This is a genomic window from Kribbella polygonati, from assembly GCF_050320105.1.
Lineage (GTDB): Bacteria > Actinomycetota > Actinomycetes > Propionibacteriales > Kribbellaceae > Kribbella.
The window spans coordinates 1,901,744-1,920,743 of record NZ_CP190129.1; the positions used below are offsets into that span (position 1 = coordinate 1,901,744).

At 70.4% G+C, this 19,000-nt stretch carries 14 protein-coding genes; 6 read left to right on the forward strand and 8 right to left on the reverse strand.

What is annotated here, in order from left to right; genetic code table 11:
* Positions 1-39: 39 nt before the first annotated feature.
* Complete coding sequence (locus ACQHIV_RS08965) at positions 40-981, forward strand: helix-turn-helix transcriptional regulator (protein WP_427893005.1); 942 nt, start codon at positions 40-42, stop codon at positions 979-981.
* On the opposite strand, the gene hrpA is transcribed toward ACQHIV_RS08965, so the two are convergent.
* Both hrpA and ACQHIV_RS08975 read right to left on the reverse strand, forming a co-directional pair.
* Positions 967-4,872, reverse strand: a complete 3,906-nt coding sequence (gene hrpA / locus ACQHIV_RS08970) for an ATP-dependent RNA helicase HrpA (RefSeq protein WP_427893006.1) — start codon at positions 4,870-4,872, stop codon at positions 967-969. The genes ACQHIV_RS08965 and hrpA overlap by 15 nt on opposite strands.
* A gap of 348 nt (positions 4,873-5,220) precedes the next feature.
* The gene (locus ACQHIV_RS08975; protein WP_427893007.1) at positions 5,221-5,625 is read right to left on the reverse strand and encodes a universal stress protein; all 405 of its coding nucleotides are present in this window, start codon (positions 5,623-5,625) and stop codon (positions 5,221-5,223) included.
* Positions 5,626-5,676: 51 nt separating this feature from the next.
* On the opposite strand from ACQHIV_RS08975, the gene ACQHIV_RS08980 reads away from it, so the two are divergent.
* On the forward strand, positions 5,677-6,459 hold the full coding sequence (locus ACQHIV_RS08980; RefSeq protein WP_427893008.1) for an LLM class flavin-dependent oxidoreductase: 783 nt from the start codon (positions 5,677-5,679) through the stop codon (positions 6,457-6,459).
* Here the strand turns inward: ACQHIV_RS08980 and ACQHIV_RS08985 are convergent.
* The 3 genes from ACQHIV_RS08985 to ACQHIV_RS08995 are packed head-to-tail and all read right to left on the reverse strand — an operon-like array spanning position 6,446 to position 10,723.
* Entirely contained in the window at positions 6,446-9,031 is a 2,586-nt protein-coding gene (locus tag ACQHIV_RS08985; RefSeq protein WP_427893009.1) for an AMP-binding protein, read from the reverse strand. The two genes, ACQHIV_RS08980 and ACQHIV_RS08985, sit on opposite strands and share 14 nt — an antisense overlap.
* Positions 9,028-9,906, reverse strand: a complete 879-nt coding sequence (locus tag ACQHIV_RS08990) for an SDR family NAD(P)-dependent oxidoreductase (protein WP_427893010.1) — start codon at positions 9,904-9,906, stop codon at positions 9,028-9,030. Before ACQHIV_RS08990 ends, ACQHIV_RS08985 begins: the two co-directional genes overlap by 4 nt.
* Positions 9,907-9,946: 40 nt before the next feature.
* Positions 9,947-10,723, reverse strand: coding sequence for an alpha/beta fold hydrolase (locus ACQHIV_RS08995; RefSeq protein WP_427893011.1), 777 nt, complete (start codon positions 10,721-10,723; stop codon positions 9,947-9,949).
* Positions 10,724-10,801: 78 nt separating this feature from the next.
* On the opposite strand from ACQHIV_RS08995, the gene ACQHIV_RS09000 reads away from it, so the two are divergent.
* A complete protein-coding gene (locus ACQHIV_RS09000; RefSeq protein ID WP_427893012.1) occupies positions 10,802-11,929 on the forward strand; it encodes a M24 family metallopeptidase in 1,128 nt (375 codons plus the stop codon).
* On the opposite strand, the gene ACQHIV_RS09005 is transcribed toward ACQHIV_RS09000, so the two are convergent.
* Positions 11,926-12,903, reverse strand: coding sequence for a GlxA family transcriptional regulator (locus ACQHIV_RS09005; protein ID WP_427893013.1), 978 nt, complete (start codon positions 12,901-12,903; stop codon positions 11,926-11,928). The genes ACQHIV_RS09000 and ACQHIV_RS09005 overlap by 4 nt on opposite strands.
* Positions 12,904-12,973: 70 nt before the next feature.
* Between ACQHIV_RS09005 and ACQHIV_RS09010 the strand changes: the two genes are divergently transcribed.
* The 3 genes from ACQHIV_RS09010 (at position 12,974) to ACQHIV_RS09020 (ending at position 16,964) form a co-directional block, all read left to right on the forward strand.
* Positions 12,974-14,248, forward strand: a complete 1,275-nt coding sequence (locus ACQHIV_RS09010) for an MFS transporter (protein WP_427893014.1) — start codon at positions 12,974-12,976, stop codon at positions 14,246-14,248.
* 46 nt (positions 14,249-14,294) lie between these two features.
* Positions 14,295-14,774 (forward strand): redox-sensitive transcriptional activator SoxR, encoded by a 480-nt coding sequence (soxR, locus tag ACQHIV_RS09015; protein ID WP_427893015.1) that lies wholly within the window; start codon positions 14,295-14,297, stop codon positions 14,772-14,774.
* A 63-nt stretch (positions 14,775-14,837) separates the two neighbouring features.
* Complete coding sequence (locus tag ACQHIV_RS09020) at positions 14,838-16,964, forward strand: RecQ family ATP-dependent DNA helicase (RefSeq protein WP_427893016.1); 2,127 nt, start codon at positions 14,838-14,840, stop codon at positions 16,962-16,964.
* Here the strand turns inward: ACQHIV_RS09020 and ACQHIV_RS09025 are convergent.
* Positions 16,961-18,214 carry a sulfatase-like hydrolase/transferase gene (locus ACQHIV_RS09025; RefSeq protein ID WP_427896439.1) on the reverse strand — a complete coding sequence of 418 codons (1,254 nt, stop codon included), beginning with the start codon at positions 18,212-18,214 and terminating at the stop codon, positions 16,961-16,963. The genes ACQHIV_RS09020 and ACQHIV_RS09025 overlap by 4 nt on opposite strands.
* Positions 18,112-18,957: an ArsR/SmtB family transcription factor gene (locus ACQHIV_RS09030; RefSeq protein ID WP_427893017.1), complete on the reverse strand. Its 846-nt coding sequence runs from the start codon at positions 18,955-18,957 to the stop codon at positions 18,112-18,114. Before ACQHIV_RS09030 ends, ACQHIV_RS09025 begins: the two co-directional genes overlap by 103 nt.
* Positions 18,958-19,000 lie beyond the last annotated feature (43 nt).

Consider the following 19,000-nt stretch of genomic DNA (forward strand, 5'->3'; position numbering starts at 1 on the left):
TGCGGACAGGATCGGTCCGCAGGTAGCAGAATGTCGGCAATGGACACCGCGACCCGCCTCCTCCGCCTGCTGTCCTTGCTGCATTCGCGTCCCCAATGGGACGGCGCCGAGCTGGCGGCAAGGCTCGAGATCACGCCTCGGACCGTACGCCGGGACGTGGCCCGGCTGCGGTCGCTCGGCTACCCGATCGACGCGGAGGCCGGGATCGGCGGCGGCTACCGGCTCGGCCCGGGCGGCCGGCTGCCACCGCTGCTGCTCGAGGACGCCGAGGCAGTTGCGATCGCGGTCGGCCTGCGGGTCGCGACCACCACGACGGTGTCCGGCGTCGAGGAAGCGGCGATCTCCGCGCTCGCCAAGCTGCACCAGGTGCTCCCGGTGCGGTTACGTGAGCAGGTCGACGCGATCGCCGCCCACACCACGCAGCTCCCGCAGGGCGAGCTGCCGCCGGTCGACGGCGGAGTCCTCGTCGTCCTCGCCGCCGGATGCCGTCACACCGAAGGCATCCGGTTCCGGTACCGCACCCACGACGGCACGGACTCCGAGCGCACGGTCGAACCGTTGCAGATCGTCCACACGGGCCGCCGCTGGTACCTCGTCGCCCGGGACCGCGACCGCCAGGCCTGGCGTACCTTCCGCGTGGACCGCATCACCCGACCGGAGCTGACCGGTTCGCGGTACCGTTTCGAGGATGCGCCGGACCCCGTCGCTTTCGTTGCCGAAGGCACCGGAGTCGCCCCGTGGGACCTCGTCGCCCGGCTCCGCGTCCAGGCGCCCGCCGAGACCGTCGCCCGGTTGATCCCGCCCACCCAGGGAGTCGTCGAGGCCCTGGACGCCCGTACCTGCGAGGTCCGCTTCGCCGCGAACGACCTCGGCCCGCTGGTCGCCCAGGTCACCCGGATCTACTGGCCCTTCGAGATCCTCGAACCAGCCGAACTCCGTGAGGCCGTCCACGACCACGCCCGCCGGCTACTGGACAGCTAGTGCCTTCCGGATCCGCTTCTCCGACACGGGGTACGGCGTACCGAGCGTCTGCGCGAACAGGCTGACCCGCAGCTCCTCGAGCATCCAGCGGACCTCCAGGAGCTCCGGGCTCGGGTACTTGCCGGTCGGGACCGCGCGGAGCTTCTTCCGGTACTCGTCGGTGAGCATGTCGACGACCGCCATCCCGGACCGGTCCCGCGCCGCGTTCGCGCCGAGCTTGTCCAGGCGCTGCTCCATCCCGCGCAGGTACCGGACCAGATCGGGCAGCCGCTTGGCGCCGGTGTCGGTGATGAAGCCGGGGTGCACGAGCCCTTCGAGCTGCCCGCGTACGTCGGACAGCGCAGCGAGCAACGCCGGCGACGACGCGCGGGAGATCTGCTTGTCGACGGCCCGCGCGTGCGCCAGGACCTGCTCCACCTGCTGCAGGATCGTCAGCACGGTGTCCGCGAGGTCGGACCGTACGGCGTCCCGCAGGATCGAGAACGCGGTGAGATTCCACGCCGGCCCGCCCGCCGCCGCCATCAACTGGTCGACGGCGGCCGCGATCGCGTCGTCCAGCAACTCGCCGACGTTGCGGTGCGGCCCGGCCATCAGCGTCATCTTCTGTTGATTGCTCAGTTGTCGCTGCACGACGTCGATCACCGACGGCATCGTCAGCAGCAACAGCCGGCGCGTACCCGCCCACATCGCCGCGGCCTGGTCGCGCTCGGTCTCCTGCAGGCGGATCGCGACGCTCTTGCCCTCGTCGTACAGCGCGGGATACCCGGCCACGGTGAGGCCGTTGCGGTGTTCGGAGAAGCTGCGCGGGAGATCGCCGAACGTCCAGTCGGTCAGCCCGGACTTCTCCAGCCCGCTGACCGCCTTCGACGCGACCTGCGAGATCGCGGCCGTGGTCTTCGGTTTCAGCTTCTCCTTGAGCCTGGCGAGATCCTTGCCCTCGGCCACCGTCTTGCGCTGGTCGTCCTCGACCCGGAACGTCATCCGCAGATGCTCGGGCACCCGGCTCCAGTCCCAGTCGCCCGGCTCGATCACCACGCCGCGGAGCTCCTGCAGCGCACGGGCCATCGCGTCGGTCAGCGGGCCGGAGGCCGGATCCAGCTCGGGGAGGATCTGCCGGGCGTGATCCGGGGCCGGCACGATGTTCCGCCTGATTGTTTTCGGCAACGATTTGATCAGGGTGGTGACGAGCTCCTCGCGGAACCCGGGAACGGTCCACTCGAAGCCGTCCGCGGTGACCTGGTTCAGCACCAGCAGGGGGATGTGCACGGTCACGCCGTCCGCGTCGGTGCCCGGCTCGAACGCGTAGGTGAGGCCGAACGTCATCCCGTTCTGCGTCCAGTGCAGCGGGAACTCGTTCTCCTTCACCTCGGCGCCCTCGCGGACCACCAGCGACCGCTCGAAGTCGAGCAGGTCGTGGTCGCGCTGCCGGGCCGTCTTCCACCAGGTGTCGAAGTGCCGGCCGGTCACCACCTCGGCGCCGATCCGCTCGTCGTAGAACTGGAACAGCGTCTCGTCGTCGACCAGCAGGTCGCGCCGCCGGGTACGCTCCTCGAGCTCCTCGACCTCTTCGATCAGCTTGCGGTTCTCGTGGAAGAACTTGTGGTGGGTGTCCCAGTCGCCCTCGACCAGCGCGTGCCGGATGAACAGCTCGCGGGACACCTCCGGGTCGACCTTGCCGTAGTTCACCTTGCGCCGGGCAACGATCGGCACGCCGTACAGCGTCAGCTTCTCGTACGCCATCACGGCGCCGGCCTTGCGTTCCCAGTGCGGCTCGGAGTACGAGCGCTTGATCAGGTGCGGCGCGAGCTCCTCGGCCCACTCAGGCTCGATCTTCGCGTTCACCCGGGCCCAGAGCTTCGAGGTCTCGACCAGCTCGGCGGCCATCACGAACTGCGGCGGCTTCTTGAACAGCCCGGAGCCGGGGAAGATCGCGAACTTCGTCCCGCGGGCGCCGAGGTACTGGTGCTGGTTCGCCGGGTCCTTCATGCCGAGGTGGCTGAGCAGGCCCGACATCAGCGACACGTGCACGGTCTGCGGGTCGGCCGGCTCACCGGAGTTCAGCTTCACGCCGATCTGCGACGCGACCTGGCGGAGCTGCGCGTAGATGTCCTGCCACTCGCGGACACGCAGGTAGTTCAGGTACTCGCTGCGGCACATCCGGCGGAACTGGTTGCCGGACAGCTCTTTCTGCTGTTTCTTCAGGTAGCCCCAGAGGTTCAGGTACCCGAGGAAGTCGCTGTTGGGGTCGCGGAACCGGGCGTGCGCCTGCTGGGCCTGCGCCTCCGCGTCGGTCGGGCGTTCGCGCGGGTCCTGGATCGAGAGCGCCGCGGCGATCACCATCACCTCGCGGACGCAGGCGTGCTTGTCCGCCTCGACGATCATCCGGGCCAGCCGCGGGTCGAGCGGGATCTGCGCGAGCTGCCGGCCGATCGGGGTGAGCTTGCCGCCCTTCGGGTTGTCGATCGCGCCGAGCTCGGTGAGCAACTGCAGGCCGTCGGTGATGCTGCGCTTGTCCGGCTCGTCGATGAACGGGAACGCGGCGATGTTGCCGAGCCCGATCGCGGTCATCTGCAGAATGACACTCGCGAGGTTCGTCCGCAGGATCTCCGGGTCGGTGAACTCCGGGCGGTTCTCGAAGTCCTCCTCCGAGTACAGCCGGATGCAGATGCCGTCACTGGTCCGGCCGCTGCGGCCCTTGCGCTGGTTCGCGCTGGCCTGCGAGACGGGCTCGATCGGGAGGTGCTGGACCTTGGTGCGGTGGCTGTAGCGCGAGATGCGCGCCGTACCGGGGTCGATCACGTACTTGATGCCGGGGACGGTCAGCGAGGTCTCGGCGACGTTCGTGGCGAGTACGATCCGGCGGTTCGAATGCGGCTGGAAGACGCGGTGCTGCTCGGCGTTCGAGAGCCTGGCGTAGAGCGGAAGGATCTCGGTGGTACGGCGTTCGCCGCGGTACTTGTCGCTCAGCGCGTCGGCGGTGTCGCGGATCTCCCGCTCGCCGGACAGGAACACCAGTACGTCGCCGTCGGCCTCGTACTCGAGTTCGTCGACCGCGTCCAGGATCGCCTGCGTCTGGTCGCGGTCGATCGTGCTCGGGTCGTCCGGGTCGTTGACCGGGCGGTACCGCACCTCGACCGGGTAGGTCCGGCCGGACACCTCGACGATCGGGGCCGGGTCGCCCTTGGCGTCGGCGAAGTGTGCGGCGAAGCGCTCCGGGTCGATGGTCGCGGAGGTGATGATCACCTTCAGGTCCGGGCGGCGGGGGAGCAGCCGTTTCAGGTACCCGAGGATGAAGTCGATGTTGAGGCTGCGTTCGTGCGCCTCGTCGATGATCAGCGTGTCGTACCGGGTGAGGTCGCGGTCGCGCTGCAGTTCGTTGAGCAGGATGCCGTCGGTCATCAGCTTGACCAGCGAACGCTCGCTGACCTTGTCGGTGAACCGGACCGCGAACCCGATCGTCTCACCCAGCTCGGTGCCGAGCTCCTCGGCGATCCGCTCCGCCACCGTGCGCGCGGCCAGCCGCCGCGGCTGGGTGTGCCCGATCATGCCGTGGATGCCGCGGCCGAGCTCGAGACAGATCTTCGGGATCTGCGTGGTCTTCCCCGACCCCGTCTCACCCGCGACCACGACGACCTGGTGATCGCGGATCGCGTCCGCGATCTCGTCCTTCAGCTGACTGACCGGCAACTCTTCCGGATACGAGATCTCCGGCACGGCCGCCCGCCGTACCTCGACCCGCCGCTCCGCCTGCTCGACCGCCGCCACCACCGCGCCCAGCTCGTCGGCGCGCTTGTGCTCTTCCTTCGTACGCCGAACCCGCTCGAGCCGCCGCCCCAGCATCTCCCGGTCGTACGCCGTCAACCCGTCGAGCCGCGACGCCACCTCACTCAAGCTGGAGGCGTCGCCACCGTCGGGACGCGCGCGACCATCGCCGGAGCTGGTGCGCTCGGCGTCGGGTGCCGGCTTGGCCGCTGCGGCTTGGGGAGTGCCGGACGGGGATGCGTTGGGGGCCCCCCGGCCACGGCCGCCGCGGCGGCGCCGGCGGGGTGCCGGGGCCGGGGTGGGGGCTGGGGGAGTGGACTCGGTCCGGGCATCAGGCATAACCCGACCAGTTTAGGCGGCCACCGCGAACGCCTCACCCCGATTACCCGGACGCCCGGCCCATCACAATCGCCGCACCGCCCGCGACCCACGCCTGGACCGCGCCGCCGGCGCGAATTGTGATGGCCTGGCGGTCCGTCAGTCGTGCGGCGAAGGCACCTTGACGGCGAGCACCGGCACCGGCGACTCCAGCAGGACTCGTTGGGCGGTGCTGCCGAGGATCAGCTTGCCGACGGGGCTGCGGCGTCGGAGGCCGAGGACGATGAGCTCGACGTCGTCCGCGGCGGCGGCCTTCAGGAGGGCGCCGGCGACGTCGCCCTCGGAGAGGGCCTGCTGGATCGTCACCTCCACACCCTGCTCGCGCAGCCTCGCCTCAGCAGCGGCCAACTCGTCGGCGTTGGCGTAGCGGGCGTCGATGTAGGAGTCCCCGCGGCTCGTGTTCAGCAGCAGGATCGAGGCCCCGCGCAGCGCGGCCTCGGCCGCCGCCGCGGTCAGCGCCGCCTCACCCTCGGGCGTTGGTACGTATCCGACGAGAATCTTCACGGCCCCCACTCTCCCATCAATGAGCCGCTCCGCCGCGCATAGGCTCGTCCCGTGCCCGAACTCCAAGTGGTCCTCCCGGACGAGTCCGCCACCATGCCACCCGAACGCCTCGTCGAGCTGGCGATCGCGGCCGAGGACCTCGGCTACGGAACGGCCTGGCTGCCCGACCACGTTCTCCCACCGGGCGAGTTCGGCTCGACGTACGGCGGTGTCTACGAGCCGCTCGTGACGATCGGCTACCTCGCCGCACGGACGACCCGGATCCGGTTCGGTACGTCGGTGCTCGTACTGCCGCTGCGCAACCCGTACGTCGTGGCAAAGCAGGCCGCGACGCTGCACCGCCTCTCGGGCGAACGGCTCGTACTCGGCGTCGGCGCGGGCTGGGCGAAGGCGGAGTTCGCCGCGGTCGGCGCGGTGTTCGAGGAGCGTGGTCGACGTACGGACGAGTCGCTGGCAGTCATCCGCGACCTCTTCGAGGGCCGGGACCGGGGTGGCGTGTTCGAGCCCGCACTGCGCGCACCGCTTCCACTGATGATCGGCGGTACGACGGGACCCGCCCTGCGCCGGGCCGCCCGCTACGGCGACGAGTGGCAGGGCCTCGGCCTGGACGGCGCCGGCTTCGCGGCGGCGGTCGCGCGCCTGCGCTCGTACGGCGACCGGCCGGTCCGGGTCGGCACGCGCCTTGACTGGTCGGCGGGCGATCCGGCTCCCGTCGTCGCAATGGCACATGAGCTGACCGCCGCAGGCGCGGAGACCCTGGCCGTGTCCTTCGGCGACGAGAAGGACGCCCTGGACCGCATGACTCAGTTCCACACCTTGTTTACGGCGGGCTGAGGCCGTTGCGGAGGATCTTCCCGGTGGCGTTGCGGGGAAGTTCGTCGAGGATGACGACCTGGCGTGGGGTTTTGTAGCGGGCGAGGTTGGACTTCACGTGGGTGATGAGTTCGTCCTCGGTGGCTGGTGCGGTGAGTACGACGTACGCGACGAGCCGTTGGCCGAACTCGTCGTCGGGTACGCCGGTGACGACTGCTTCCGCGACCGCGGGGTGCGCGGCGAGGCATTGTTCTACCTCGACCGGGTACACGTTCTCGCCGCCGGACACGATCATGTCGTCCTCGCGGCCGTCGACGTACAGTCGGCCGGTGGGGTCGAGGTGGCCGAGGTCGCCGGTGCTCATGCGGCCGTCGACGACGGTCTTGTTCGTACCGTCGGAGTACCCGCCGAACACCAGGCCGCCGCCGGCGAAGATCCGTCCGGTTGTGCCGGCCGGCACGGGGTGGTCCTGATCGTCGAGGATGCGGATCGAACTGCCGAGACACGGGCGACCGACGGTGCCCGGCGCCTCGACCAGGTCTGCGGCGGTGGCGATTGTCGCGATGCCGACCTCGCTGGAACCGTACGCGTCGCACAACACCGGCCCGAATCGCTCGATGAACTCCGCCGCCAACGGTGCGCCGAGTTGTGCGGCTCCGGAGATGACCGCCCGGAGCGAACGCAGGTCGTACGTCGCGGTCTCCGTCGGTCCGAGCTCCAACAGCCGCCGTAACATCACCGGCACCGCGACCACGGACCCCGCCCGCGTCGCCTCGACGTCAGCAAGCAAGGTGGCAGCGTCGAACCGCGGCCGCACCACGAGCGGCGACCCGAGGAACAACGCCAGCATCGACATCAACAACCCGACCCCATGGAACAACGGCGGCCCGACCACCATCGGCTCCCCAGCCCGAACCCCGAACCGCTGCACCGCGCTCCCCGTCAACCCCGCCAACCCCAAGGCCCCGGTAACCCGAGGAGCCCCCTTGGGCGCCCCCGTAGTCCCCGAAGTCAGCAAGGTGATCCGCCCAACCCGCCCCCCAACCGGCGCCTCCGGCGCAGTACTCCGCGCCAAGTCGTCCAGACTCACAACCCCCGAGCCCAGCAAACCCGCACCACTGTCATCCGCTCCGCTGTCACCCGCTTCGCGTTGACCTGCGCTGTGCTCACCTGCGCTGCTGCGACCCGCGCTGCTGTCACCTGTGCCGCGCTCACCCGCGCTGGTGTCACCCACGCCGCGCTCACCTGCGCTGGTGTCGCCTGCACCGCGTTCACCTGCGCGCCTGTCACCTGCGCGCCTGTCACCTGCGCGCCTGTCACCCGCGCTGCTGTCACCCGCGCTGGTGAGCACCGCATGCTCCGGCTCGGGCCGTGCGACGGGGGTGTGCTGGGCCGACGTGTGCTGGGCCGACGTGTGCTGGGCCGACGTGTGCTGGGCCGACGTGTGCTGGGCCGACGTGTGCTGGGCCGACGTGTGCTGGGCCGGGGTGTGCTGGGCCGGGGTGTGCTGGGCCGGCGTGTGTTCTGTGTGAGCGCGTGCATCGGGGTCGGTCGATCGGTGCCCCGTGCCGGTCGGGTGGTGGTCCGTGCCGGTCGGATGGTGTTCTGCGATGGTCGGGTCGTGGTCTGTGCTGGTCGGGTCCTGGTCCGTGCTGGCCCGGTCGTGGTCCGGGCTGGGCGGGTGGTGCTCTGCGCTGGGTGGGTGGTGGTCTGCGCCGGCTGGGCCGTGGTCCGCGCTGGTCGATCGGTGCTCCGGGCTGGCTGGGTGGTGCTCTGCGCTGGCCGGGTGGTGGTCCGTGCCGGTCGGGTCGTGGTCCGGGCTGGTCGTGTGGTGCACTGCGCTGGCTGGGTGGTGCTCTGCGCTGGCCGGGTGGTGGTCCGTGCCGGTCGGGTCGTGGTCCGGGCTCGGCGGGTGGTGCACTGCGCTGGGCGGGTGGTGGTCCGGGCTGGGCGGGTGGTGCTCTGCGCTGGTCGGGTCGTGGTCCGGGCTGGGTGGGTTGTGGGCCGCGTCTGTGGGGTCGGGTGTTGGGGGTGGTGGGGTGGAGTGGATGGAGGGGATGTCTGGGGGTGGGGGGAATTCTGGGTCGTGGATGAGGAGGTTGGGGTGGTGTTGGTCGAGGACCGTGCGGAGTTGGGGTGGGGCGAATTCTGTGTTGAGGAAGAGGATGTCGGCGCCGAGGCGGGAGGCGGCCAGGGTGGCTTCGAGGAAGCCAGGGTGGTTGCGGCAGAGGATGGCTACCTTGCTGCCGGCACCGATTCCGTGGTCGGCGTGCAAGCCGGCCGCGATCCGCTCGCACCGGGCGTCGAGCTCGGCGTACGTGAGCCGATGGTCCCCGCAGATCACCGCCGCCCGGTCCGGGAAGCGGATGGCTGCGACCGCGGCGAGGGTCGCCATCGACTGGCCCCAGGTCCGGAGTGCTCGCTCGATCCGCACCAGTTGCGCCGGCCCGGCCGAGCGCCACACGCCGGACCTGATCAGCGCCACCGGCAACCCGCCGACCTCGGCCGCGCGCGGGCGTACACCTTGTGCGTGCCGGGCCGCGGCCTGCATCAGCCACTCGGGCGGGCGGATGGGGCCGATCGGGTGGATCATCGCTTCTTCCCGCCTCCCGTACGCCGGAAGTACTGCGCCAGCAGCCGATCCGTCGGCACCCGCAGAAGGTTGCCCACGGCATCGGCCGGGCGGACGAACGGCGGCGTGATGTTGTGCGGCCGCTCCGCCACCGCCGTACACACCTGGTCGGCGGCCTGCTCCGGCGACAACCCGGGCAGCTTGTTCAGCAACGGCGTCGGCTCACTCATCCGGGTATGCACCAGCCCCATGTAGACGGTGGACGTAGTCACCCCGTCCCCGCGCACCTCCTGCGCCACGCACCGCAGCCACACGTCGAACGCGCTCTTCGACGCGAGGTACGCCGACCACCGCGCCATCGGCGGCGTCCGTACTCCGGCCGTGGACACGTTGACGATGTGCCCGGACCGCCGTTCCCGCATCGAGGGCAGCAGTTCGAGCACGAGCTTGGCCGGTCCGAGGTAGTTGACCGCGTTGGTCCGCTCGATGTCGTGGAACCGCTGGTACGTGTCCGCGATCGACCGACGGATCGATTTGCCCGCGTTGTTCACGAGTACGTCGACCCGCCCGTGCTCGGCCAGCACCGTCCGCACCAGCTCCTCGACGGCCGCCGGATCCGCCAGGTTCGCCGGATACACGTACGCCGAGCCGCCGGCCGACCGGATCTCGTCGGCGACCACCCGCAGCTGGTCCTCGGTGCGTGCGACCAGCAGCACGGTCGCGCCGGCCGCGGCCAGCCGCCGGGCGGTCGCCTCGCCGATCCCGTACGACGAACCCGTGACCAGGACGACCTTCCCGCGCACCGCGGCCGCGAGTCGTTCGTCGGAGATCCGGGCCCGCCCGTTGGTCAGCGCGACGAGCAACGGCCACCCGGGAGGACGCTTCGAAGCCACCATGCCGTTGACATTACCCGCTGGTAGCCATCAGCGGGAGCCTTCAACCCACCCTGAGCAACCACTCCTTCACGAACGCGCGCAGCAGCTCCGGCTGCTCGATCTGCAGGTTGTGACCGGCCACGTCCAGCACGGCGTACGTCGCCCGCGGATAGTGGGGGAGCAACGGGAACAGGTCCTCGAACCCGGTCACCGCGTCCTGCCGCCCGCACAGGATCAGCGACGGTCCGAGGTACGGCGGGCCGCTCTCCGGCGCGATCGTCAGTGCCCAGTTCTTCTGGATGCGCTCCATCGCCGCCTTGTCGGCGATCTCCAGCCCCGGCGCCACGTCCGAGCGGTACGCCGCCAGCGCCGCCGCGGTCTCCACCACCGCCAGGTCGGTGAAGTCCTCGCCCTCCTCGAGCGACTCGAGCACACCGGGCTCGCTCCGCAGCACGACGTGCTCGGGCAGCTTCCGGTCCTGGTGCCGGAGCTCGCCGATCGCGCAGATCATCGCCAGCCCGCGGACCTGCTCCGGTCTCTCCGCGACCAGGCCGCGCGCGAGGTACCCGCCGTACGACTCGCCGAGTAAGAGGAACGGCTCGTCGCCGATCTGCTCGTCGATGAACGCCCGCAGCGCCGCCATGATCCCGTCCGAGCTGTCGATGTCGCCGGCCGGGCTCTGCCCCATCGCGGGGAGGTCCGGATAGAGCCGGCGGTATCCGGTGAGCTCGCTGAAGATCGGCTCCAGACAGCCGGTCATCAGCCGGTGGTCCGGTGTCCAGCCGTGGATCGCGAGCACGGGGACGCCGTCGCCGTGGGACACGAAGTGCAGTGTCATCGAAGTGCCTTTCGCCGAGCAGGGGTTGAAGCGAAACCCAGTTGTAGCAAGCCCTTCCGACAGTTTTAGAGTCTGACCATGGCCCGTCGCTCAGCACTTCCCCCGATTCCCGATGCCGCCGTCCTCCGTGCCCGCCTGGACCGCGCCCGCGAGGCCGCGGCCGGCACCGGCCTGGTGATCGCGCCGGGCTCCGACCTGCGCTACCTGATCGGTCAGCCGGGCGGTTCGTTCGAGCGCCTCACCGCGCTGCTGATCCCGGCCGACGGCGCCCCGGCGCTCGTCGTACCGAAGCTCGAGGCTCCTGGGTACGACGGCCTGCCGCTCGAGGACCTGGGCGTCGAGGTGGTGACCTGGGTGGACGGCGTCGACCCGTACAAGCTGGCCGCCGACCGGCTGGGTGGCGCCGCCACGGTCGCGGTCAGCGACTTCACGCCCGCCCTGCACGTGCTGGCGATCCGGGACGCGCTGCCCAAGGCCGAGCAGGTGCTGGCCGGCCCGATCGTCCGCGAGCTCCGGATGCGCAAGGACGCCGCCGAGATCGACGCGCTCCGGAAGGCGGGCGCCGCGATCGACCGCGTGCACGCCCGGGTCGGCGAGTGGTTGCGGGCCGGCCGGACCGAGGCCGAGGTCGGTGCTGACATCGCCGCCGCGATCGTCACGGAGGGCCACACCGAGGCGGACTTCGTGATCGTCGCCAGCGGCCCGAACGGCGCCAGCCCGCACCACGCGCTGTCCGAGCGGGTGATCGAGGCCGGTGACGTGGTGGTCGTCGACATCGGCGGACCCGTTGCCGAGGGCTACAACTCCGACTCCACCCGGACGTACGCCGTCGGTACGCCCCGGGACGCCGACGTGGCCGCGACGTACGCCGTACTGCAGGCGGCGCAGCAGGCCGCCGTGGACGCCGTACGGCCGGGTGCGACCGCGGAGTCGATCGACGCGGCGGCGCGGGACGTGATCGCGGCGGCCGGGTTCGGCGACTACTTCATCCACCGGACCGGGCACGGGATCGGGCTGGACGTGCACGAGGAGCCGTACATCGTCGCCGGCAACGACCTGCCGCTCGAGCCCGGTATGGCGTTCAGCGTCGAGCCGGGCATCTACCAGGCCGGCCGCTGGGGTGCGCGGATCGAGGACATCGTCGTCGTCACCGCGGACGGCGTGGAGCCGATGAACAAGCAGTCCCACGACCTGGTCGAGGTCTAGCCCGCCCGGAACGTCTTGCGGTAGGCGAGCGGGGACACCCCGAGCTCCGACCGCAGGTGGTGTCGCAGGGAGGCCGCCGTACCGAGGCCGGCCTCCTCGGCGATCCGGTCGACGGACAGGTCGGTCGTCTCCAGCAGGTGGCACGCGTGCCGCACCCGCTGCTGCAGCAACCACGTCCCCGGCGACTGACCGGTCTCCGCCTTGAAGCGCCGGCTGAACGTCCGCACGCTCATCTGCGCGTACGCCGCCATCGCGGACAGGCTGATCTCGGTGTTCAGGTGCCGCAACGCCCACGCCCGGGTCGGCGACGTACCCTCGCTGCCTTCCTCGGGTACGGCGTGCTCGATGAACTGGGACTGGCCGCCGTCGCGCCAGGGTGCGACCACGCAGTGCCGGGCGGCCCGGTTCGCGACCTCGGAGCCGAAGTCGCGGCGGATCAGGTGCAGGCAGAGGTCGATCCCGGCGGCGAGACCGGCCGAGGTGAGGACGTCGCCGTCGTCGATGAACAGCCGGTCCTCGTCGAGCTTCACCTGTGGATAGACGGTGCGGAAAAGCTCGGCGCGCTCCCAGTGCGTGGTCGCCGGCCGGTCGTCGAGGTACCCGGCCGCGCCGAGGACGAACGCGCCGGTGCAGATCGAGGCGATCCGGGTGCCGGGCCGGATGGTGGCGAGCGCGGCGGCGAGGTCGTCGGGCAGTGTGCCCTCATGCCGTGGCTGGTGGATGTAGGTGCCCGGGACGATCACGGTGTCGGCTGCCGCCAGGGCCTCGGGGCCGTGGTCCGGTGTGAGCGTGAACCCGGCGCCGGCGCGGACCGGTCCGCCGAGGCCGCAGATCCGGATGTCGTACAGCTTGGTGCCGTCGGCCGTGGTCGCGGCGCCGAACACGGTCGGCGGGATGGTCAGGTCGAACCCGACCACCGGTTCGAGCGCGAGCACCGCGATCACGTGCGGCGTCGAGGGTGACTGGCGACTCATGGCCATATCTTGACACATGTTGACTATGTGGCCACTAGTTCGATGAGCGTCGAACCGGCACTCTGGTCCGGTGACGCAGATTCTGGAGACGAAGAAGGCCCCTCGGGTGCACCTGGCCTGGGCGGTCGCGGTGGTCGGGTTCGTGACGCTGATCGGGGCGGCCGGCTTCCGGTCGGTGCCGAGCGTGCTGCTCGACCCGTTGCACGAGGAGTTCGGCTGGTCGCACGCGACGATCTCGACGGCGGTGTCGATCAACTTGCTGCTGTACGGCGGCATCTCGCCGTTCGCGGCCGCGCTGATGGACCGGCTCGGGTTGCGGAAGGTTGTCGCCGGGGCGCTCGTGCTGATCGCGTTGGGCAGCGGGCTGACCGTCTTCATGACCGCGTCGTGGCAACTGTTGCTCTGCTGGGGTCTGCTGGTCGGTGTCGGCACGGGCTCGATGTCCATGACGTTCGTGGCGACCATTACCGGTCGTTGGTTCGTACATCGCCGCGGTCTTGTGACCGGGATCCTCACAGCGGCCGGTGCGACGGGTCAGTTGATCTTCTTGCCACTCATTGCGTCTCTGGCTGCGCGGTACGGGTGGCGGGTGCCTGCGCTGGTAGCAGCCGGTGCTGCGCTGGCCGTCGTACCGCTCGTGGTTCTGTTCCTGCGGGACTTCCCGAGCGACGTTGGGCTTCGTGCGTACGGGGCTCCGGAGGGCAGTACCGCGGGGCAGCGGGTCGTCGCGACCGGGAGTAGCGCCGTACGGGCGGTGAACGCGTTGCGGATGGCTGTCCGGCGGCCGGCGTTCTGGTTGCTCGCCGGTGGGTTCGCGATCTGTGGGGCGTCGACCAACGGGCTGGTCGGCACGCACTTCGTGACCGCCGCGCACGACCATGGGATGCCTGTGACCACCGCTGCGTCACTGCTGGCGCTGGTGGGTGTGTTCGACGTGGGCGGGACGATCTTCTCCGGGTACCTGACCGACCGTTGGGATCCGCGGTACCTGTTGATCGCGTACTACTCGCTGCGGGGGCTGTCGCTGTTGGTGCTTCCTTCGCTGCTGGGTCCGACGGCCGCGCCGAGTACGTGGGTGTTCATCATCTTCTACGGGCTCGACTGGGTCGCGACCGTTCCGCCGACGGTGGCGTTGTGCCGGGAGTGGTTCGGGGAGGACGGGCCGATCGTGTTCGGGTGGGTGTTCGCGTCGCACCAGGTGGGTGCCGCGCTGGCCGCGACCGGCGCGGGCGCGATCCGGGACGCGCAGGGGAGCTACAACCTGGCGTGGTACCTGGCCGGTGGGTTGTGCGCCGGGGCGGCGTTGATGTCCGCGAGTATCGGGCGCCGGGTCGTGACCGCCTGAGCCTGTCCGCTAGCCTCGATATAAGTTGAGGTTGGAGGGCAGGGCGATGGACATCGAGCCGGGTGAGCTGACCGTCGGGCAGCTGTCGCAACGCAGTGGCGTGGCGATCTCGGCGCTGCACTTCTACGAGCGCCAGGGGCTGATTCTGAGCCGCCGTACGTCCGGGAACCAGCGCCGCTACAAGCGGGACACGTTGCGGCGGGTGGCGCTGATCCGGATCGCGCAGCGGGTCGGCATCCCGCTCTCCGAGGTGGCCGCGATCCTGAAGCTGCTGCCGGAGAACCGGACGCCGACGCGCGCGGACTGGGAGCGCATCTCGGAGTGCTGGCAGGCCGAACTCGACCGGCGGATCCTGCACCTGGAACAACTCCGCGACGACTTCAAGGACTGCGTCGGCTGCGGCTGTCTCTCCCTCGACCGCTGCGCCCTGGCCAACCCCCACGACACCCTGGCCACCACCGGCCCCGGTCCCCGCCGCCTCCTCACCTCTGACAACACCCCCTGCCATCCCGCCCACTGCGCCTGAGTTGTCCACAGGTGGGTGGTCGCGGCGAGCGGGTTGGGGGTGGGGGCGTCTAGGGTTTCCGGCATGGGTGAGACCGACTCGATGGTGACGCTGACCGAGGACCGGGCGAAGGTTGCCGGGGACGTGATCCGGGCGATCGCGGGTGACGCCGCGCGGTTGCGGCCGGATCAGGAGACCGCGGTCGCGGCGCTCTGCGAGGCGGCGGCGCGGGTGCTGGTGGTGCAGGCGACCGGTTGGGGCAAGTCGGCGGTCTACTGGGCGGCGACCGCGATCCGCCGGGCGGAAGGCTTCGGCCCGACGCTGGTGGTGTCGCCACTGCTGTCGTTGATGCGCGACCAGGTCGGCGCCGCGAGCCGGGCCGGCCTCCGCGCCGCGACCCTGAACTCGAACAACATCGACGCCTGGTCCGAGATCGAGCACGACCTGCGTACGGGCGCCATCGACGTACTGCTGGTGTCCCCGGAGCGCCTGGCCAACCCGGGCTTCGGCCGCCGGGTGCTGGACGGTCTCGCCGGCAACATCGGCCTCCTCGTGATCGACGAGGCGCACGCGGTGTCGGACTGGGGTCACGACTTCCGGCCCGACTATCGCCGGGTGTCCGACGTGCTGCAGAAGCTCAACCCTGACACGCCCGTCCTGGCGACGACCGCGACGGCGAACTCGCGGGTCACGGACGACGTCGCGAAGCAGCTCGGCGCGTCGACGCTGGTACTGCGCGGTCCGCTGGCGCGGTCGAGCCTGCAGCTTGCCGTGGTGGACGCGCTTTCGCCGCTGGACCGATTCGCGTGGGTGGTCGACGTGCTGCCGCAGCTGCCGGGGTCAGGGATCGTGTACGCGCTGACCGTCGCGGATGCGCAGCGGTTGGCCGCGGTGGTGCAGGAGGTGCACGGGCGAGACGTGCCGGTGGCGGCGTACACCGGGCAGTTGGAGGCGGGGGAGCGGGAGAGCCTCGAGGACGCGTTGCGCGACAACCGATTGAAGGCGCTGATCGCGACGTCGGCGTTGGGCATGGGGTACGACAAGCCGGACCTCGGGTTCGTCGTCCATGTGGGTTCACCGCCGTCGCCGGTGTCGTACTACCAGCAGGTCGGGCGTGCCGGGCGCGGGATCGACCACGCGGTGGTCGCGCTGCTGCCGTCGGATGCGGACTCGGGTGTGTGGGACTACTTCGCGACCGCGACCATCCCGGTGCCGGAGAACGTGCAGCGGCTGTTGCGCGCGCTGGAGGGCTACGGGCCGGATCAGCCCGCGTCGGTGCCGGCGCTGGAGGCGGAGACGGGGCTGCGGCGTACGCGGGTCGAGTTGATGCTGAAGCAGCTGGCTGTGGACGGGGTCGTGGAGCGGGTCGAGCGTGGCTGGTTGCGGACCGGGGCCGAGTGGACGTTCGACGCCGCGCACTACGACGGGATCGTGTCGGTACGCCGGCGCGAGGCCGACATCATGCGCGCCTACACCCGCGGCGACCGTTGCCTGATGCAACTGCTCCAGGAGTCGCTGGACGATCCGTCGGCGGAGCCGTGCGGGCGGTGCTCGGTGTGCCTGGGGAAGCTGCCGGAGCCGCTGGTGTCACAGCCGGATCCGGAGACGGTGGCGGCGGTGACGCGGTTGCTGCGTGGCGAGGTGCACGTGCTGGAGCCGCGGAAGATGTGGCCGGGCGGGGCGTTCGGCGCCCGCGGGAAGATCCCGCCGGCGTTGTCCGCCGAGCCCGGCCGGATCATCGTGTACGCCGACGCGCCCGAATGGCGGGAGGTGTTGCAGGGGGCGTTCAACGGTACGCCGACCCACGACGCCGTGGAGGCGCTGAAGGCGGGCGCCGTCGCCGCCCTGTCCCGTTGGCGCGGCTCGTGGTCGTCCCGCCCGGAGGTCGTCGTACCACTCGCTGCCGGTGGTCACCCCGACCTGACGTCGGTGGTCGCCGATCACGTCGCCGGAGTCGGCCGCCTCGACCGCACCGAGCTGACGGTCAACCGCACCGGCTACACCGACGACTTGTCCTCAGCCGAAGAGGCCAAGGTCTGGCGGGACGGCATCGTCGTAGATCCCGGCACAGCCCAGTCCGTCACCGACCGAACAGTCCTCCTGCTGGTGGACGCCACCTCATCCCAGTGGCCGGTCACCGTAGCCACCGCCAAACTCCGCGAAGCCGGCGCCGCCGCCGTCCTCCCACTGGTCATCCACAAACGCCCCTAGGCTCTCCAACTCTCCAACTGATCGGTCCACGCCACCTGCGCGTGCAGGAGATCTGCGAGCACGTCTGCGTGGGTCGTTGCGAGGTCGTGGGACTCGGACGGATCGTCCGCGAGGTTGTAGAGGTGGGTGCCTGGAGTGGTGGGGGTGCCTAGGCGGTCGGACGGGTTGGTGAGGAGTTTCCACGCGCCTCGGCGGATGGCCTGCTGTCCCGCGTATTCCCAGGCCAGGGTTCGTTCGGGGACGGTGCCTTCAACCAGGAGAGGCAGGAGGTCGGTGCCGTCGACGGCTGGTGGGAGCGGTACGTCGGCGGCCGCGAGGACGGTGGGGAGTACGTCCATCATCGCCGCGGGCTCCGAGCACTCGACGCCGGCAGGCAATCCGGCCGGCCAGGACCAGATGCCGGGAACGCGGATCCCGCCCTCGTACAGCGAGCCCTTGTGCCCGCGAAGGCCTCCGGCCGACCCGCCGGCGTACGCGATCTCCTCGCCGCCCAGCCAGTTGCGGTCCTCCGCTGACGGGCCGTTGTCGGACGAGAAGAAGATGATCGTGTCGTCGAGCCGCCCGGTCTCCTCGAGTGCCGCGACGATCCGCCCGACCCCGTCGTCGACCCGGGTGATCATCGCCGCCATCACCTGCCTGTCCCACGGCAGGTGCGAGTACTGCGCCATCGCGTCCGCCGGCGCGTGCATCGGGTAGTGCGGCGCGTTGTACGCGACATAGCAAAGGAACGGATCGTCCACAGCGGAGATGAACGACACCGCCCGGTCGGTGATCAGATCGGTCAGGTACTCCCCGTTGCACCAGACCTCCTCATCACCGGACCACAGGTCGTGCAGCGGATTCCGCACTCCCCAGTACATGATGTGCGAGTAGTAGTCGACGCACCCGGCCCGGAACCCGAAGTGCTCGCCGAACCCGAACCGCAGCGGCGCCGACGCGGCATCCACCCCCAGATGCCACTTGCCGAAGATCGCCGTACGCCACCCCGCTCCCGACAGCGCCGACGCGACCGTCTCCTGCGGCGGCAGCCCGTGGGTGTCGCGCGCCGCCCCGAGGATCGCCTCGACCCCGGCGTGCGCCGGATGCCGCCCGGTCAGCAGCGCGGCCCGCGACGGCGAGCAGACGGGGGAGTTCGAGTACCAGTCGGTCATCCGTACGCCGCGGGCGGCCAGCGCGTCGAGGTGCGGCGTACGGATCTCGGGGCTGCCGTAGCAGCCGAGATCGCCCCAGCCGAGGTCTCCAGCAAGGATTTCAGGTCCGAGAGCAACGCCGGCCACCCGTCCTGGATCATGGTCCGGATCGTGCTGTCCGGTTCGAAGCCGCTGTGGATCAGGGTCAGCTTCACCTTGTCGTCGACCGGCTCCAGCTCGAAGGTTGCCGTGGACAACGGCTCCTGGGCGGCCCGCTCGTACGTCGCGTCGTCGAGGTCGTACCGCTGGGCGAACTCAGGCGTGACGTGGTGCCAGGCGTAGGACAGCCGCGTGTACGGCGTGTGCTCGAGCACCACCTGTCCCGGTCCGGCGATCGCCAGGCCGCCCTGGTGCCACACCATCGGCGAGCCGGGCTGCCAATCGGTCTCGAAGCCGAGCTGCCAGTACTGCTCGGTGAAGGCCGGATCGGTGAGCGCCTGCCAGAGCCGCTCGGGGGTCGTCCGGATGTAGGTCGTGTAGACGAAGTCGTTCACAGGAGTCTCCAAGGAGGTCTTGAGGTCGGCGAGCAACTGCACCCGCCGCCGGTCGTACTGATGGATCCACCGGTCCGCGATCGCGTTGATCGGTTCGGCGTTCAGGTGGTGCAACTTCTCCCGCCCGCGCCACACAGTGGTGATGAGGTTCGCGCTCTCCAGGACGGCGAGGTGCTTGCTCACGGACTGCCGGGCCATGTCCAGCTCGGCGCACAGCTCCCGCAGCGTCTGCCCGTTCCGCACGTTCAGCAGGTCGAGCAGCCGCCGCCGGCTGGGGTCGGCCAGCGCCCGGAACACGTCGTCGTCCATAGCACTCCCGCTCCAGAAAGGCAGCCGTCCGGCTGCATGATCA

Coding starts and splice junctions, on each gene's coding strand:
- ACQHIV_RS09020 (WP_427893016.1), top strand. CDS start 14,838: ATGGGTGAGACCGACTCGATGGTGACGCTGACCGAGGACCGGGCGAAG.
- ACQHIV_RS08965 (WP_427893005.1), top strand. CDS start 40: ATGGACACCGCGACCCGCCTCCTCCGCCTGCTGTCCTTGCTGCATTCG.
- ACQHIV_RS09000 (WP_427893012.1), top strand. CDS start 10,802: ATGGCCCGTCGCTCAGCACTTCCCCCGATTCCCGATGCCGCCGTCCTC.
- ACQHIV_RS09030 (WP_427893017.1), bottom strand. CDS start 18,957: ATGGACGACGACGTGTTCCGGGCGCTGGCCGACCCCAGCCGGCGGCGG.
- ACQHIV_RS08985 (WP_427893009.1), bottom strand. CDS start 9,031: ATGATCCACCCGATCGGCCCCATCCGCCCGCCCGAGTGGCTGATGCAG.
- ACQHIV_RS08995 (WP_427893011.1), bottom strand. CDS start 10,723: ATGACACTGCACTTCGTGTCCCACGGCGACGGCGTCCCCGTGCTCGCG.
- ACQHIV_RS08990 (WP_427893010.1), bottom strand. CDS start 9,906: ATGGTGGCTTCGAAGCGTCCTCCCGGGTGGCCGTTGCTCGTCGCGCTG.
- soxR (WP_427893015.1), top strand. CDS start 14,295: ATGGACATCGAGCCGGGTGAGCTGACCGTCGGGCAGCTGTCGCAACGC.
- ACQHIV_RS09005 (WP_427893013.1), bottom strand. CDS start 12,903: ATGAGTCGCCAGTCACCCTCGACGCCGCACGTGATCGCGGTGCTCGCG.